The 15265-nt window shown below is 68.4% G+C and carries 14 protein-coding genes and 1 tRNA gene; 11 read left to right on the forward strand and 4 right to left on the reverse strand.

Annotated elements, in window-relative coordinates:
• Positions 1-10: 10 nt before the first annotated feature.
• Both ACHAA4_RS07130 and ACHAA4_RS07135 read left to right on the forward strand, forming a co-directional pair.
• The gene (locus ACHAA4_RS07130) at positions 11-562 is read left to right on the forward strand and encodes an adenine phosphoribosyltransferase (RefSeq protein WP_435773506.1); all 552 of its coding nucleotides are present in this window, start codon (positions 11-13) and stop codon (positions 560-562) included.
• An 85-nt stretch (positions 563-647) separates the two neighbouring features.
• A tRNA-Ser gene (locus ACHAA4_RS07135) sits at positions 648-735 on the forward strand.
• Between the two features lie 197 nt (positions 736-932).
• Here the strand turns inward: ACHAA4_RS07135 and ACHAA4_RS07140 are convergent.
• The gene (locus tag ACHAA4_RS07140; protein WP_435773507.1) at positions 933-1577 is read right to left on the reverse strand and encodes a DedA family protein; all 645 of its coding nucleotides are present in this window, start codon (positions 1575-1577) and stop codon (positions 933-935) included.
• Complete coding sequence (locus ACHAA4_RS07145) at positions 1577-1921, reverse strand: hypothetical protein (RefSeq protein ID WP_435773508.1); 345 nt, start codon at positions 1919-1921, stop codon at positions 1577-1579. Before ACHAA4_RS07145 ends, ACHAA4_RS07140 begins: the two co-directional genes overlap by 1 nt.
• Positions 1922-2093: 172 nt before the next feature.
• On the opposite strand from ACHAA4_RS07145, the gene ACHAA4_RS07150 reads away from it, so the two are divergent.
• Together ACHAA4_RS07150 and ACHAA4_RS07155 are read left to right on the forward strand one after the other, a co-directional pair.
• Positions 2094-3053, forward strand: a complete 960-nt coding sequence (locus tag ACHAA4_RS07150; RefSeq protein WP_435773509.1) for a thermonuclease family protein — start codon at positions 2094-2096, stop codon at positions 3051-3053.
• A gap of 140 nt (positions 3054-3193) precedes the next feature.
• On the forward strand, positions 3194-3328 hold the full coding sequence (locus ACHAA4_RS07155; protein WP_435773510.1) for a hypothetical protein: 135 nt from the start codon (positions 3194-3196) through the stop codon (positions 3326-3328).
• Between the two features lie 3 nt (positions 3329-3331).
• On the opposite strand, the gene ACHAA4_RS07160 is transcribed toward ACHAA4_RS07155, so the two are convergent.
• Positions 3332-3802: a GNAT family N-acetyltransferase gene (locus ACHAA4_RS07160; RefSeq protein ID WP_435773511.1), complete on the reverse strand. Its 471-nt coding sequence runs from the start codon at positions 3800-3802 to the stop codon at positions 3332-3334.
• 36 nt (positions 3803-3838) lie between these two features.
• On the opposite strand from ACHAA4_RS07160, the gene ACHAA4_RS07165 reads away from it, so the two are divergent.
• Positions 3839-4297 (forward strand): 23S rRNA (pseudouridine(1915)-N(3))-methyltransferase RlmH, encoded by a 459-nt coding sequence (locus ACHAA4_RS07165; RefSeq protein ID WP_435773512.1) that lies wholly within the window; start codon positions 3839-3841, stop codon positions 4295-4297.
• Complete coding sequence (locus ACHAA4_RS07170) at positions 4290-4979, forward strand: NADPH-dependent F420 reductase (protein WP_435773513.1); 690 nt, start codon at positions 4290-4292, stop codon at positions 4977-4979. Before ACHAA4_RS07165 ends, ACHAA4_RS07170 begins: the two co-directional genes overlap by 8 nt.
• Positions 4980-5009: 30 nt before the next feature.
• Here the strand turns inward: ACHAA4_RS07170 and ACHAA4_RS07175 are convergent, their stop codons facing one another.
• Complete coding sequence (locus ACHAA4_RS07175; RefSeq protein WP_435773514.1) at positions 5010-5666, reverse strand: dihydrofolate reductase family protein; 657 nt, start codon at positions 5664-5666, stop codon at positions 5010-5012.
• Between the two features lie 237 nt (positions 5667-5903).
• On the opposite strand from ACHAA4_RS07175, the gene ACHAA4_RS07180 reads away from it, so the two are divergent.
• From ACHAA4_RS07180 to ACHAA4_RS07200, 5 genes are all read left to right on the forward strand, one after another.
• Positions 5904-10880 (forward strand): DNA glycosylase AlkZ-like family protein, encoded by a 4977-nt coding sequence (locus ACHAA4_RS07180; protein ID WP_435773515.1) that lies wholly within the window; start codon positions 5904-5906, stop codon positions 10878-10880.
• Positions 10881-10959: 79 nt separating this feature from the next.
• Positions 10960-11646, forward strand: a complete 687-nt coding sequence (locus tag ACHAA4_RS07185; RefSeq protein WP_435773516.1) for a VOC family protein — start codon at positions 10960-10962, stop codon at positions 11644-11646.
• Positions 11647-11680: 34 nt separating this feature from the next.
• Positions 11681-12700, forward strand: coding sequence for a pseudouridine synthase (locus tag ACHAA4_RS07190; protein WP_435773517.1), 1020 nt, complete (start codon positions 11681-11683; stop codon positions 12698-12700).
• Entirely contained in the window at positions 12697-13350 is a 654-nt protein-coding gene (locus ACHAA4_RS07195; protein ID WP_435773518.1) for a DedA family protein, read from the forward strand. The genes ACHAA4_RS07190 and ACHAA4_RS07195 overlap by 4 nt, the downstream gene beginning before the upstream one ends.
• 52 nt (positions 13351-13402) lie before the next feature.
• The gene (locus ACHAA4_RS07200) at positions 13403-15232 is read left to right on the forward strand and encodes a TspO-related membrane protein (protein ID WP_435773519.1); all 1830 of its coding nucleotides are present in this window, start codon (positions 13403-13405) and stop codon (positions 15230-15232) included.
• Positions 15233-15265: the final 33 nt, after the last annotated feature.

Consider the following 15265-nt stretch of genomic DNA (forward strand, 5'->3'; position numbering starts at 1 on the left):
GCTTGCCGTCGTGTCCACACCCACTTCACCGAAGCTGTCCACGCCCTCCGCCGCACAGCTCGCACATGCACAGTCGCTCTTCGCGGTGACCCCCGACTTCCCTGAACCCGGCATCCTCTTCCAGGACATCTCCCCCGTGCTGGCCGATCCCGCGGCGCTGCGCACCGTTGCGGAAGGCCTGTTGGCCCCCTTTGCTGGAACCTTCGACATGGTCGCCGGGATCGAGGCGCGCGGCTTCACCCTGGCGGGGATGATCGCCGCACTGACCGGCACCGGGTTCATGCCCATTCGCAAGGCCGGGAAGCTGCCCGCCCCTGCCGGTCGAGTGGAGTACACCTTGGAATACGGCACCGCGGTGATCGAGGCCCCCGACGTGCTCAGGCCCGAACATCGCGTGCTGATCGTCGATGACGTGCTGGCCACCGGCGGCACCCTCGCCGCCACCCGGAAGCTGATCGGCCAGCTGGACTGCCAGGTGGCCGGCGCCGCCGTCGTCCTGGAGATCGAGGCGCTGGGCGGACGCGAGCTCTGCGGCGAGGTGCACGCGCTCTTCACGAGCTGAGCCGGCCTGCGTGGCGCCGCTCGGCCAGGAACATCTCGGCCGTTTTTGGGTCAGCGCGAGATGTTTGCGTATACTCAACGGGCCTGGTGACGTGTCCGAGCGGCCGAAGGTGCAGCACTCGAAATGCTGTGTGCGGTTACCCCGCACCGTGGGTTCAAATCCCACCGTCACCGCCGAATGAGAACCCCGTTGATCTGCAGTCATGCAGTCAGCGGGGTTTTCTGCACCCCCTGCGTTTTACCTGACCTTACGAGGGATACCGAGGTCGCCGTCGGCCCGGTAGTCCACGTGAGGGGAGGTAGCACGGGAGGCTCTCCTCGTTCCCAACGCTACGACCCCGATTCTGAAGTCGACTCAACCTCAGGACCCGTCACACCGCGCCTCGGCGCAGCACCCTCAGCAGCCGCTGCACCACGAAGATCAGCACCGCGAGGACCGCGAGCGCGACCACGATGTTCGAGAGCACCCCGCTCCATTCCTCGAGGACAGGTTCGATGGTGGGCCCAAAACCGAATCCCAGGCCGATCCAGATGGCGTTCCAGATCGCTGAACCGATCAGGGTGAAGAACAGGAAAGTGGTCACCCGCATCCGGGTGATGCCCGCAGGGATCGAGATGAAGGACCGGACGATCGGCACGCATCGCCCCAGGAGCACCGCCCAGGGTCCCCAGCGGTGGAACCAGCGTTCAGCCTTGTCGAAGTCCTCCACCTTCAGCAGCGGAAACCGGTCCATGATGCCCCTCGTCCGCTCCGCACCCAGGGCCGCGCCCACCGCATACCAGAGCACGGCGCCGACCAGCGAGCCCAGGTTGGCCCAGATCCAGGCACCCCAAGGGCTCATCAGGCCTGCATAGGCGAGGAAGCCTGCCCCGGGGAGAATCGCTTCGGAGGGGATCGGCGGGATGAAGTTCTCCAGGAAGATCGCCAGACCGACTCCGGGCTCACCGAAGCGATCCATGAGGCTGAGGACCCATCCGATGAATCCCTGATAGTCACCGCTCGGCTGGGCGGCCATCAGAGAGCTGCCCCGGAAGGCACCACATAAGAGGTGACGCTGCGGACCCTCGCGGTCTTCACGGTCGAGGCGAACGTAAAGAAATGGGCGAAGTGGACCCGGGATCCGTCGAGGCGCACCGCGACGCCGTCGCAGGAGCCGACGCGGCCGTGGGTCACCACGTTCTCCAGCCACAGTCTCGTGAAGCCCCGCGTCTCCTTCCCCGGGTGCACGTCCCAGGAGGCATCCGCCTCAAGCCATTCGTCCAGGTGCTGCTGATCGTCCGCGCCCCAGGCGCGAGCCAGCTCGGCGACGATCGTCATCCGCGGTGAGTTGCCGCAGTTCTCGGGGATGGTGAACTCCATGGCAGAACACTAGCTCCGGGTCCCTGTCGCGACCAGGCTCGAAGCCCAGGTCAGGCTACTGTGAGCACAGACTCGCGCTCCCCGCGCGAGTCGGTCACTCGAACTTGATGAGGTTCCCTTGATGTCACAGCGCTCCCCGGGGCAATACCCTCTGCCCGCTCGCTCTCCCGGCGTGGGCGCACAAAAGCTCTCCGCCTGGCAGAGGTTCAAGCGTTGGCCCGTGGTCCTGCGCGTCGCGACTCTCGGCTGTGGCGGGCTGATCGCGCTTTTCGTGCTGCTGATGATCGTCGGCGTCATCGCCGTCATGGTGAACCCCGAGGCCGCTGAAGAGCGCGCCCCCAAGCCGAATGAGCAGGAGCTCGTCGTCGAGGAACCGGCGGAACCCGAGGCGTCTGAGGAACGGGAAGAATCCGACGAGCCCTCAGAGGAACCGACGGAATCGGAGACGCCGTCTGCGAGTCCGACCCCTACGCCCACCCCCACCCCGACACCGTCTCCTTCACCCACGCCGACGCCGACGCCGACCCCGAGTACGGATCCGAATGAGCACTCCGCGGTGGTGGTGCGCATCATCGACGGGGACACCGTGGAGCTGGACTCCGGGGACACCGTGCGGGTCAGCGGAATCGACACACCTGAACGTGGGGAATGTCACTTCGACACCGCCTCTACCCGGATGAGCGAGCTGGTGCTCGGCAAGACCGTGACACTGACCCGCGACGGCGAGGACACGGATCGTTATGACCGGATCCTGCGCTACATCGATGTGGGCGGCAGGGACGCCGGCATCACCCTGATCGAAGAGGGTCTCGCAACCGCCCGCTACGACTCCCGGGACGGCTACGGGTTCCATACCCGGGAACCGGATTACATCACCGCCGACGACGGCAACCCGTTGCAGACCTGCGCGCCGGAGCCGGCACCAGCTCCCGAGCCTGCCCCAGCCCCGGCACCGGCCCCCGCGCCCGGCCAACAGGGAGCGAATTGCGACCCTAACTACACACCCTGCATCCCGGTGTTCCCGCCGGACATCAACTGCGGCGATCTCGACGTCTCGGTCCGGGTCATCGGTGTCGATGTCCATGGCCTGGACGGCGATGGCGACGGTTTCGGATGCGAGGCGAATGGCTAAGGCGCTACCGTGCTGACATGGGTGAACAGTCCAGGTCCGGCGAGGATGGGGCCGTGGAGGAGTTCACCGCTGATCCGGCCGTGCTGTAGTGGGCGTCCGGTTGGAAGTTCTGGACCGGCTGGCAGAGCGCGGTCGCGGTCATGGGCGTCCCGCTCATCGCGTGGATGTACCTCGCCCCGGCGGAACTGCAGCTGACGCCCATCTGGTACCTGGTCTCCTGGGTGGCGATCTTCGTCATCGCCACGGTGGCCGGCCGGGTGCACCGTCGCTTATGAGCGTCAGCCCCGCCGCATCGGGACGTGGGGAATCCCGTCTTCCATGAACGTCTCCCCCGACCGGGCGAACCCGAAGGACTCATACCAGCCCTGGAGCGGCGCCTGCGCGTCAAGCACCACGGGAGACTCGGCCGACTGTGCAGCGCAGAACTCCACTCCGCGGCGCATCAGCTCACCAGCCACCTTCGTCCCGCGCACCTCGGGGCTCGCCACGACGCGTCCGATCCGAAAACCCTCCGGCTCACGGAGCACCCGCAGCGTGGCGGTGGGCGCGCCGTCGTCGTCGGCTCGCTGATCGCCTGCGCCGCCCACGGCCCAGAGCATCACCGCGCCGGGCTCCAGATCCCGGCCGTCGAGCTCGGGATACGGGCACTGCTGCTCGACCACGAAGACGTCGATGCGCAGCTGCAGGATGCGGTAGAGCATGACGGGATCCATCTGGGCCACCGGAGCGGCGTGAAACTGGGCAGGCATGGGCTCCATCCTAGGGTTGCCGGTAGTCTCGAGCGTATGAGCATCACTGCCCTGGCCATCGGCAAGAAGCATGAGAAATGGGCCGTGGAGGGGATCGAGCGCTATACCAAGCGGCTGCGCAAACCCTATGACCTCGACTGGAAGCTGCTCCCCCATTCCTCTCGCGAGCACGACGCGGCCCGGCAGGAGGAGTCCGAGCGGATCCTCGCCTCCCTGAAGCCCAAGGACCACGTCATCCTGCTCGATGAGCGCGGCAAGAACATCAGCTCGACCGGCTTGGCCGAGCACCTCCAGAGCAGCTTCGACAAGGGGGAACACATCGTGGTGATCATCGGCGGCGCCTATGGGGTCACCGATGAGCTGCAGCACCGGGCCGACTTCGTCTGGTCCCTGTCCAAACTCGTGTTCCCCCATCAGCTGGTGCGCATGCTCCTGGCCGAACAGGTCTACCGCGCTCAGGAGATCTCCGGCGGGCGCTCGTATCACCATGTCTGAGACCAGCACCGCGCCCGCGGCTCCCGTGGCCTCCTTGGCTCCCGTGGTGGGGATCCTCGGCGCCGGCCGCGCCGGCACTGCCTTCGCGCGGGCTCTGCTGCGCGCCGGAATCTCCGTGGACATCGCCTCCACCCGGCCGCCCCGCGCGCTGCAGCATCATCTGAAGATCTACGCCCCGGGTGCGGTGCCGGTGGTGGGTGCGGACATCGCCGAGCGTGCGCGGGACTCCAGTGGCCTGGTGATCCTCGCCGTGCCCCAGGAGGAGCTCGACGAGGTTGACCCGGCCTGGGTGGCTGGGACCGTGCTGATCGACGCGACCAACACCTGGCAGGATGAGCTGCTGCCGGGCTGGCTGCAGGCCGCGGTGGACGAACAGCTGCCCACCTCGATGGCCTTGGCCGGCCGGTTCGGCTCCGCGCGGGTGGTCAAGGCGCTGAACCACATCGCCCACTCCGAGATCGACGACGCCGCCCAGCCCGCCGCCGACCTGTCTCAGCGGCGAGCGCTGGCCGTGGCCGGAGACGACGACGCCGCCCGCGGACTCGTCATGGGGCTGCTGGTCCGGATGGGCTTCGACCCGGTCTCCCTCGGCGCGCTTGCGGCAGGACGGATCATGGAGCCCGATGGGCCGCTGTTCAACCGGCCGCTGCGCCGCGAGGACGTCCTGCGCTTCGCCCGCTGAGCTGCCGGCTGCTGAGCGTGGAGCAGATCCTCAGCCCGCGCGTCGGGTGAAGACCAGGTGCACGACTCCGCTCGGCGAGGGTGTCGCCTCGACGTCGAAGCGACCCTCGATGCCTTCGAGCCCGTCCCAGAGGCGTTCGCCCCGACCCAGGAGGATCGGCACCAGGACCAGGTGCATGACGTCGACCAGGTCCGCCTCGAGGAACTGCCGCAGCGTGGCGACCCCGCCACCGATCCGCACATCCAGATCTCCGGCGAGGTCGCGGGCGTGGGCCAGCGCGGAGACCGGGTCGGCGTCCACGAAGTGGAAGGTCGTGCCGCCGTCCATCTCGAGCAGCGGCCGCCGGTGGTGGGTCAGCACTACCACCGGGGTATGGAAGACAGGGTTCTCACCCCACCAGCCCCGCCATTCCTCGTCCTCCCAGGGGCCGCGCTGCGGACCGAACTTGTGCCGTCCCATGATCTCCGCGCCGATCCCGCTCCCCCACTGGCTGGCGAACGCCTCGTCGACGCCGCGGGATCCCAGGGTCTTCCCCGGCAGACCCATCTCGCGGAAGGTGCGGGTCTCGAAGGCCCACTCCATCAGGCGCATCCCGGCATGACCGAAGGGCGCCTCGAGCGTCTGGCCCTCGCCGGCGCCGAAGCCATCGAGGGAGATCGAGAAGTTGTGCACGCGGACCAGGGACATCGCATCTCCCGAGGTGTCAGTCGCGGAGGCTCACCCGGCTGTGCTCGATGCTCCGCTGACCGAGGCTCAGGGTACTCCTGACGCGGCGTGGACCGCCATGCTCCGAGGCCTGGCACCTCGTGGGCAGTTCGCGGCGGAATGGAGGCTCCTACGAGCGAGTATTCCACCGCAAGCTGCCCACTCGATCTGGTGCCAGACGCGTCAAGACATGTCCGTAGCGGCCTCTAGAATAAGACCATGACCGCCTTGGAACCTTTCACCGAGCCGACCCGGCGCTGGTTCCAGGCATCCTTCGGGCAGCCCACCGCCGCGCAGGCCGGCGCCTGGGACGCCGTCGCGCGCGGGAAGAACGCGCTGGTGGTGGCGCCCACCGGTTCGGGCAAGACGCTCTCGGCCTTCCTCTGGTCCATCGACCGGCTCTTCGCCGAGCCCACCGCGGGCACCTCGGTGCTCTACATCTCCCCGCTGAAGGCACTCGGCGTGGACATCGAACGCAACCTGCGCAGCCCGCTGGTCGGAATCGCGCACACCGCCCGCCGGCTCGCCGCCGAGGGCGCCGCCGCGGAGCCGGCAGAGATCACCGTGGGGGTGCGCACCGGCGACTCCACACCCAAGGAGCGTCGGGACCTGGTCCGGAAGCCCCCGCAGATCCTGATCACCACGCCCGAGTCCCTCTACCTGATGCTCACCTCCCAAGCCCGCAGCACCCTGGCCGGGATCAAGACCGTGATCATCGATGAGGTCCACGCCCTGGCCGGCACCAAACGCGGCGCCCACCTGGCGGTCTCGCTGGAGCGGCTGAACAACCTGCTGGAGTCCCCGGCCCAGCGGATCGGGCTCTCCGCGACCGTAGAGCCCCGCGAGGAGGTCGCCCGATTCCTGGGCGGCTCGGCGACGGTGGAGATCGTCGCCCCGAAGTCGGAGAAGAAGTGGGACATCACCGTCTCGGTGCCGGTCGAAGACCTCGCCTCGCCCACCACCGCCCCGCCCGTCAGCGCCAGCCCGCCCGCGAGCGCGACCCCGATCCACGCCGCCTCCAACGGCAGGGCCGAACCCGACACGCCGTCCATCCCTGCGAACACCTCAGCCCTGGATTCACCGCCCGACGCGTTCCCTGCGGATGACCATCTGCTGGGCGATCCGCTGCTCAGCGACCAGCCGCTGCAGCCCAGCATCTGGCCTCATGTGGAGCACCGGATCGTGGACCTGGTCACCGAGAACCGCTCCACCATCGTGTTCGTGAACTCGCGCCGACTGGCGGAGAAGCTCACCGGGCGGATCAACGAGATCTGGTCAGAGCGCCAGCCGCCCGCCCCTCAGAACACCTCCGACGACGACGACGCGACGACCGCCGGGGCTGACCCTGAGACCGGCGAGCCTGCCCCGCTGGCCCGATCCCACCACGGTTCGGTCTCGAAGGAACAGCGCAAGCTCACCGAGGAGGCACTGAAATCGGGCCAGCTGCGCTGCGTGGTCGCCACCTCCTCCCTGGAGTTGGGCATCGATATGGGCGCCGTGGACCTCGTCATCCAGGTGGAGGCCCCCTTCGCGGTCTCTGCCGGCCTGCAGCGGATCGGGCGCGCCGGGCACCAGGTCGGTGAGGTCTCGGTGGGCTGGTTCTTCCCGAAGCACCGGGGGGACCTGGTGAGCACCGCCGTCATCGTCGAACGGATGCTCGCCGGGCAGATCGAAGCGCTGCACATTCCGCGCAACCCGCTGGACATCCTCGCCCAGCAGACCGTGGCCGCCTCCGCGATGGACCCGCTGGATGTGGAGTCCTGGTTCGAGACCCTGCGCCGCAGCGCCCCTTTCGCGACCCTGCCGCGCTCTGCCTACGAGGCCACCCTGGACCTGTTGGCCGGCAAATACCCCTCCGACCGATTCGCCGAGCTGCGCCCCCGAGTGATCTGGGACCGCGACGCCGGCACCATCACCGGACGCCCCGGCGCCCAGCGAATCGCGGTCACCTCTGGCGGCACCATCCCGGACCGCGGACTCTTCGGGGTCTACCTCGCCGGTGGGGAAGACTCAGGCTCTGCCCGCTCCGGGGGCCGTCGGGTCGGTGAGCTCGATGAGGAGATGGTCTACGAGTCCAGGGTGGGTGACGTCTTCGCGCTGGGCGCCACCAGCTGGCGGATCCAGGAGATCACGTTCGACCGGGTGCTGGTCGTCCCGGCCTTCGGGCAGCCCGCCTCGCTGCCGTTCTGGCGTGGGGACGGCTTCGGCCGTCCCGCCGAGCTCGGCCGGGCGCTGGGTCGCTTCACCCGGGAGGTCCACGCCGGCGCCGCCGAGCCCACCGCCGAGCGGCTCACCGCGCTGGGCATGGACACCTGGGCCCAGGAGAATCTGCTGCGCTACTTCACCGAGCAGCAGGAGGCCGCCGGGGTGCTTCCCAGCGACACCACGCTGGTGGTGGAGCAGACCAAGGACGAGCTCGGGGACTGGCGGATCGTGCTGCTCTCCCCCTACGGACTGCAGGTGCATGCCCCGTGGGCGCTGGCGGTCGGCGAGCGCCTGCACGACCGCTTCGGCCTCGACGGCTCCGCAATGGCCAGCGACGACGGGATCGTGCTGCGCGTGCCGATGATGGATGAGGATCCGCCCGGCGCGGAGCTCTTCGCGTTCGACCCGGACGAGCTCGAGGACCTGGTCACCGGGCAGGTGAGCTCCTCGGCGCTGTTCGCGGGTCGGTTCCGTGAGGCCGCGGCACGGGCCCTGCTGCTGCCTAAGCAGAATCCAGGCCAGCGCACCCCGCTGTGGCAACAGCGCCAGCGGTCCTCCCAACTGCTGGAGGTCGCCTCCGGCTACCCGGACTTCCCGGTCATCATGGAGGCGATGCGGGAGGTCCTCCAGGACGTCTATGACATGCCCGCGCTGCTGGAGCTGCTGCGCAGCATCACCCAGCGCAAGCTCAAGATCGTGGAGACCACCACCCCGAAGCCCTCCCCCTTCGCCCAGTCGATCCTCTTCGGCTACATCGCTCAGTTCCTCTACGAAGGAGACTCCCCGCTGGCGGAGCGGCGCGCCGCCGCACTCTCGGTGGACCCGGCCCTGCTCGGTGAGCTGCTGGGACGGGTGGAGCTGCGCGAGTTCCTCGACGCCGCGATCATCGCCGATTCCGAGGCCTACGCCCAACGGCTGCTTCCCTCCCGGCACCTGCGCGGGCAAGAAGGCGTCGCGGACCTGCTGCGCCTGCTCGGTCCGCTCACCGCGGAGCAGCTCGCCGCCCGGCTCGAGGAGGGCGAACCCGCCAAAGACCACGCCGAGGCCCTCGTCTCGCATCAGCGCGCCTTCCGGGTGATGTGGCGCTCCGGCACGACCTCTTCCCCGTCTGGCTCCCCCGGCGAGCAGGATCAGGTCGAGGAGCGCTACGCAGCGATCGAGGACGCCTCCCGGCTGCGCGACGGCCTGGGCACCCCCATCCCGGTCGGCATCCCTTACGCGTTCCTCGACCCGGTGGACGACCCGCTCGGTGACCTCGTCGGACGCTATGCCCGCACCCACGGCCCCTTCCTGGTGGACGAGGCGGCGGCCGAGCTGGGACTCAGCCGCGCCGTCGTCGTGGACACGCTCACCAGGCTGGTCCGCGAGCACCGGGTGGTCGAGGGCCTGTTCCGACCCGACCGGGTGATCCCCTCCGATGCCCGCCCCGGCACCGTGGAGTACTGCGACGCCGAGATGCTGCGCAGGATCCGCCGCCGGTCCCTTGCCGCGCTGCGCGCCCAGGTGGAACCGGTGCCCACCCCCGCCTACGCCCAGTTCCTGCTGGAATGGCAGGGCATCACCGCGGCCCGCGGCAAGGGCTCCTCCTCCTCGGGAGTCTCCGCCGTGGCGGAGTCTTTGGCGCAGCTTTCCGGGGCGGCGGCACCCGCCAGCGCCTGGGAGTCCTACATCCTTCCCGCCCGGATCCCCGACTACCGCCCCGGGATGCTCGATGAGCTGCTTTCCGCCGGGGAATTCCTCGCTGTGGGGAAGGGCGCGCTCAGCGGCCACGACGGCTGGCTCGCCTTCTACCCCCGCGAGGACGCCGAAGCCCTGCTGAACCAGCCCGGCACTGCCGGACTCAGCAGCAACGGCGAAGACTTCACCCCGACCGCGCTGCAGGACGCCATCCTCGAGGTCCTGGCCCGCGGCGGCGCCTGGTTCATCGAGGCGCTGCACGATCAGCTCGACCCCGATCTCACCACCTCTCGAGAGACCACGAAGAACGCACTCTGGGAGCTTTTCTGGGCCGGACGGGTCGCCCCCGACAGCTTTGCCGCGATGCGCCGGTTCATGTCCACCGGGACCACCGCACACAAGAAGCAGCCCACCCCAGCGCGGCCGCGGCACACCTCACGCCGCATGGCGCTGCGCCGGGCCACCGAATCACACCGCGCCCGGACCGGCGCCAGCTCTGCCTCCGGACCTACGGGCGGCGGCGCCGGAGGGCGCTGGCAGCTGGTCCCCCACGGCTCCGTGGACGCCACCGTCGCCGCGCACACCCGCGCTGAGATCCTGCTGGACCGCTACGGGGTGGTCACCCGCGGCTCGGTGATGTCCGAGCAGCAGTCGGGACTCGGGGCCTCCGCCAAGGGTGGGTTCGCAGCGGTGTACAAGGTACTCTCCGCGGCGGAGGACTCGGGGCAGATCCGGCGCGGCTACTTCATTGAACAGCTCGGCGCCGCCCAGTTCACCTCCTCGGCGACCATCGACCAGCTCCGTTGGATCTCCGAACGCCTCGAGGACGCCGCCGAACAGGACAGCGCCGAATCAGGTCCCGGAACCTCCAGGGCGCCCGGTTCGGGGGCGGCGACCTCCGGAACAGAGATCTCCGGTGCGCGGCCTTCTGGTGCAGGCAGGAAGCAGGACGCCGCGGTGGTGCTCGCCGCCACAGACCCGGCCAATCCCTATGGCGCGGCCCTGGACTGGCCCGAGCTGGAGAGCTCCACGCACCGCCCCGGACGCAAAGCCGGCGCCGTCGTCGTGCTCTACCGCGGAAAGCTGGTGCTCTACATGGAACGTGGCGGCAGGACCCTGCTGCTCTTCACCGAGGACGAGGCCACCATGGACCTGATCTCGCGCGCGCTGGTGCCAGCCCTGCGTGCGGCCAAGACCGGACGGATCGCGGTGGAACGGGTCAACGGTGACCGGATCCTCACCCACCCGCTGGGACAGCTGCTGCGCGACGCCGGATTCAACTCCTCTCCCTCGGGGCTGAGGTTCGCGCCGTGATCGCCACACCTGATCACCGCACCAGCTCAGCGCCGCGCACAGTCACGGCGCACCCAGAGTTTCCGGCTAGGCTGAGGTCATGACTCTTTGCATTCCGTTTCTGATGTTCCAGGGTCAGGCCCAAGAAGCGATCGACCACTATCTCGACGTCTTCCCTGACGCCGAACTGCTGGAGATCGTGCATCACCCCGCGGGCACTGAGATCTACGACCCCACCCCGCCGTCCTCCGTCGAAGCGGAGTCCGTCGAGGCTTCGTCCGTGGACGCCGCCGACACGGAGGTCCCGGAGGATTCCGCGCGCCAGGAAGACCTCGCCGGTGCAGAAGGCGCCGCGCAGATCGCGCAGGAGTCCAGCGCACCTGAGCCCACCGACGCGGAGTCCACGGACACCACCCTGATCACAGTCGAGCACAGCGAAGACGCCGATGATCAGGAAGAGGTCATCACCATCCCAGTCCCGCTGGTCGCCACCGCCCAGCTGAAGATCGGCGGGCAGGTCCTGATGATCCAGGACAGCCTGATGAAGCACCCGTTCAGCTTCACGCCCTCGATCTCGGTGGCCGTGGTCGTGGACTCCACCGCGGAGTTCAACCAGATCGTGGACAGCCTCGCCCCCGGAGGAGAGTTCCTCATGGAGCCCGGCGACTACGACTTCGCCACCAACTTCGCCTGGATCAAGGACCGTTTCGGCATGTCCTGGCAGGTCAACCAGCCCCTGGGACACCCCGAGCCCACCGCCACCGCCGAGGCGCCGGTCTGGGGCTGAGCCCCGCCCCGCTGACCTCCCTAGACACCGCGCTGTGACACAGAAGTCTCCTCTCCCCGTGCGCAACGGCGTCAATGCCACGCGCCTACGGGTCCCGCTCACCGGACCCTGGCCCACCGTCCATGACTACGTGCTGGAGACCTTCGGACACATCGACCACGGCGGGATCACCCGACGCTTCGACGATGGCGACGTCGTCGATGTCCACGGCACACCGCTGAGCACCTCCACCCCGCTGGGGGACCTCGAGTTCCTCTGGTACTACCGCTCAGTCAGCCAGGAGGTCCCGCTGCCGGTGACCGAGGAGCTCATCTACGAGGATGAGCACCTGGTGGTGGTGGACAAGCCGCACTTCCTGCCCACCACCCCGGCCGGACGCTATGTCCAGGAGTCCCTCCTCGTCCGGCTGCGCAACACCCTGGAGCTTCCCGACCTGGTGCCGATCCATCGGCTGGATCGAGGCACCGCCGGCGTCGTGCTGTTCTCCAAACAGCCGGAGACCCGAGGGGCATATCAGCTGCTCTTCGAGAACCGTGTGGTGGAGAAGTCCTACGAATGCGTCAGCGCCACCCCGGCGGGAATGAGCCCCGAGACGATGGCGGCGCGGTTCCCGCTCACCGTGCGCAACAAGATCGAGAAGACCAAGGGCGTAGTGGTCTCACAGCTGGCCTCCTACGACCCGGAGCATTCGGGCAAGCGCCCCCATGACCGCACCGCTCGGCAGGGCAAGCGCCGGACCGAGGCCATCCCCGGAGCGAACTCCTCCTCCCAGATCGAGCTGCTGTCCACAGGCCGCAGCCCGTCGGGTCACGACGTCGGCCACTTCCGACTCAATCCGCACACAGGAAAGACTCATCAGTTACGCATTCACATGGCGCTTCTCGGTTTAGGTATTCTGAATGATCGTTTCTATCCGGAACTTCTCGATGATGCGCCTGATGAATTCGACAAGCCGCTCCAACTGCTGGCCAAGACGCTCGCTTTCACCGATCCGCTGACCGGGGTGCGCCGCAGCTTCATCTCGTCTCGAACCCTTCAGGAGTCTCCGCAGTGATCAACCCCGCGATCGCCATCGGCCTCAACGACCTCGGCGATCCGGCGCTGTATCAGGAGTGGGGGCTCTACTACTTCGTGGTCCTGGCCGTAGCAGTCGCGTTCACCGCACTCGTGCCGCCGTTCCCCTCTGAAGTCATGGTGATCGCCTCCGGCACGATGGCGGCTGAGGACATCTTCCCGCTGCTGCTGGTGCTCGCGGTCACTTTCCTCGGGTGTCTCGCCGGCGACATCGGGGTCTACCTCTTGTTCCGCTATAAACTCATCCGGCTGCTCTATCGCTGGAGGTGGGGACGGCGGCTGCACCGGAAGATGCTGCGGATCTCGCTGCGAGCCGGAGACGCCTCCACCTGGACGGGGCTGCTTCTGATCCGTGGAATTCCAGGCGGCCGTTCCGCCTCGATGGCCACCGCAGGGATCATGCGCCTGGGCGGGCGCTCGATCGTGGGGCTGTGCCTGCTGGGCGCACTCACCTGGACCCTGTGGCTGGTCGGTTTGGGTTACATTACGGGAACAACTACAGGGCTCCCACCCTGGGCCAGCACGGCGGCCGCCATCGTTGTGGGTACCCTGGTGGGGTTGGGAGTCACCGTGCTGATGACCCGGCAGCGTTCGCGTCGGGGATCCGAACGAGAGTCGGCAGCCGGCTGACCAGCAACGATGTCCGGGCACGACGTTCCGGCAGCTACTACACATGCCAGCTATGACCAAGAGGGGGAACCCGGGCTTGACCGAGAAGTCCCAGGACGAGTCCGCCGAGACGCTCTCCGCCGCCGAGAAATACGGCGCGGGCACCGAGACCTCGCCTGCGTCCACCGAGGACAGCTCGGCCGTCACCACTGCGGCCGAGCCAGATTCTCCTGCCCAGCCGCAGAAGGCACCGGCGGACGCCCCAGCAGCCGACGCGCCAGCAGAGGGCCCCGAGACTGCGGGGACACCGGCTGCGGACACACCGGCCAGGACCGAGCCGCCGGTCAGTGAGCCATCTCAGCCGGAAAAGTCATCCGCCGCTGAGTCCACCAAACCCGAGACCTCTGCACCAGAGTCACCCAAGCCCGAGACCTCCGCCCCCGAGACCCCGCCAACCGGTTCAGCAGCACCGAAGTCATCCACGCCCGGATCCCCCACACCCACCCCGGGCACCTCTGAGCCCACTGTGCGGTGGAGTCGACCCACTCCGGCGCGGCCGACTTCGGGAGAGGCCAAGGCGGGAGAGGCCGACCTCAGCAGCTTCTTCGACAACCTTGACGAGAAGTTCCTACGCGCCGCCCAGCGCCTCGGTGCCGCGTTCCGCCGCACGCCCTCTGAGGAGTCCCCCGGTGCAGCTGAGTCACCTGCAACAGGGCGTTCCAATGGCACGACCCCATCCGCCCCCGCTCCCCGGGGTCCAAGCTCCTGGGGGCACTCCGCCTCGGCACGCGCGGGCAGCCGCAACGGCTCCACCCCCGACCTGGAGGGTCCAGAGGCTGCATCCGAGCCGGCTCCGCTGAGTCTGCCCCGTCCGCGCCGCTCGCTGGATCAACAGCGCCAGCGCGACGTGATCCTGAAGAAGGCCGCGGCAATCGAGGCTGCCACCGCCTCGAACTACCGGCCCACAGGACGGGAGGTCGTCGAGTTCGCCGACGAGGAGGAAGATCTCTTCACCTACATCCCGCCCTACAACCTGCCCTCCCGGGATCCCGACCCGGCACCGGTGCGCACGGATCTCTACCGGCAGATCTTCGTGACGGTGGGTGCCCTGGCGGCGTTGGCCTCGCTGATCTGGATGTTCGGCATCTTCCCCGCCTCACCGGCGATTCTGGGCGGCAACGGGCTCGACGAACTCGCGGGCGGCTGGTACTCCGGCGAACAGGCCCTGCTCTCTCCGCTCGCGAACTTCTACTGGCTCTGGCCCATCATCGTGCTGGGCCTCCTCGCGCACGCTGTCCACCAGTGGACCACCACGCAGATCTCGACTCCTCGGCAGCGCCGCTCGGGCTGGCAGGTGGGCTCGGCGTCGCTGTTCATGTTGATCTGGACCTTCGGCGTCCATCAGGGGATGCTCACGCTCTCAGTCCTCGCCTCTCTCGCCGCGTCCCTGGCGCTGATCGACGCGATCCGGCAGTTCACCTTCCGCACCGCCCGCACCGGCGCCGAGCGCCGCTTCGCCGACACCACCACCGGCCTCTTCACCGGCTGGGCGATGGTCGCGGCCATGTCCTCGCTCTCGATCTGGCTGACCGCCATGGGATGGCGCGTCCCCGGCATCCCTGCGGTGATTTGGGCACTGATCGGCCTAGGGATCTGCATCTGGGCCGCCGCCTACTACGCGATGACCGAACGCGGCAGGATCGCCGTGGCACTGGGTATGGGCTGGGGCATGTTCTGGCTGATCTTCCCCCGGCTGCTCTCCGACGTGACCTCGGTCTGGGTCGCCATCTGCGCCGCGATGGGAGCCTTCGTGGTCATCCTGGCGACCGAATCTCGCCGACACAAGATCAACCACGCGGAGCGACGCGCGGCTATGGGGCGCCCGCTCGAAGACATCATCTGACCCAGCACCATCTGGACCACCGCACAGGAGGCA

It is taken from the genome of Nesterenkonia maliinae, from assembly GCF_051262655.1.
Taxonomy (GTDB): domain Bacteria; phylum Actinomycetota; class Actinomycetes; order Actinomycetales; family Micrococcaceae; genus Nesterenkonia.

Coding starts and splice junctions, on each gene's coding strand:
- ACHAA4_RS07140 (WP_435773507.1), bottom strand. CDS start 1,577: ATGGCCGCCCAGCCGAGCGGTGACTATCAGGGATTCATCGGATGGGTC.
- ACHAA4_RS07145 (WP_435773508.1), bottom strand. CDS start 1,921: ATGGAGTTCACCATCCCCGAGAACTGCGGCAACTCACCGCGGATGACG.
- ACHAA4_RS07155 (WP_435773510.1), top strand. CDS start 3,194: ATGGGCGTCCCGCTCATCGCGTGGATGTACCTCGCCCCGGCGGAACTG.
- ACHAA4_RS07160 (WP_435773511.1), bottom strand. CDS start 3,802: ATGCCTGCCCAGTTTCACGCCGCTCCGGTGGCCCAGATGGATCCCGTC.
- ACHAA4_RS07165 (WP_435773512.1), top strand. CDS start 3,839: ATGAGCATCACTGCCCTGGCCATCGGCAAGAAGCATGAGAAATGGGCC.
- ACHAA4_RS07170 (WP_435773513.1), top strand. CDS start 4,290: ATGTCTGAGACCAGCACCGCGCCCGCGGCTCCCGTGGCCTCCTTGGCT.
- ACHAA4_RS07175 (WP_435773514.1), bottom strand. CDS start 5,666: ATGTCCCTGGTCCGCGTGCACAACTTCTCGATCTCCCTCGATGGCTTC.
- ACHAA4_RS07180 (WP_435773515.1), top strand. CDS start 5,904: ATGACCGCCTTGGAACCTTTCACCGAGCCGACCCGGCGCTGGTTCCAG.
- ACHAA4_RS07185 (WP_435773516.1), top strand. CDS start 10,960: ATGACTCTTTGCATTCCGTTTCTGATGTTCCAGGGTCAGGCCCAAGAA.
- ACHAA4_RS07200 (WP_435773519.1), top strand. CDS start 13,403: ATGACCAAGAGGGGGAACCCGGGCTTGACCGAGAAGTCCCAGGACGAG.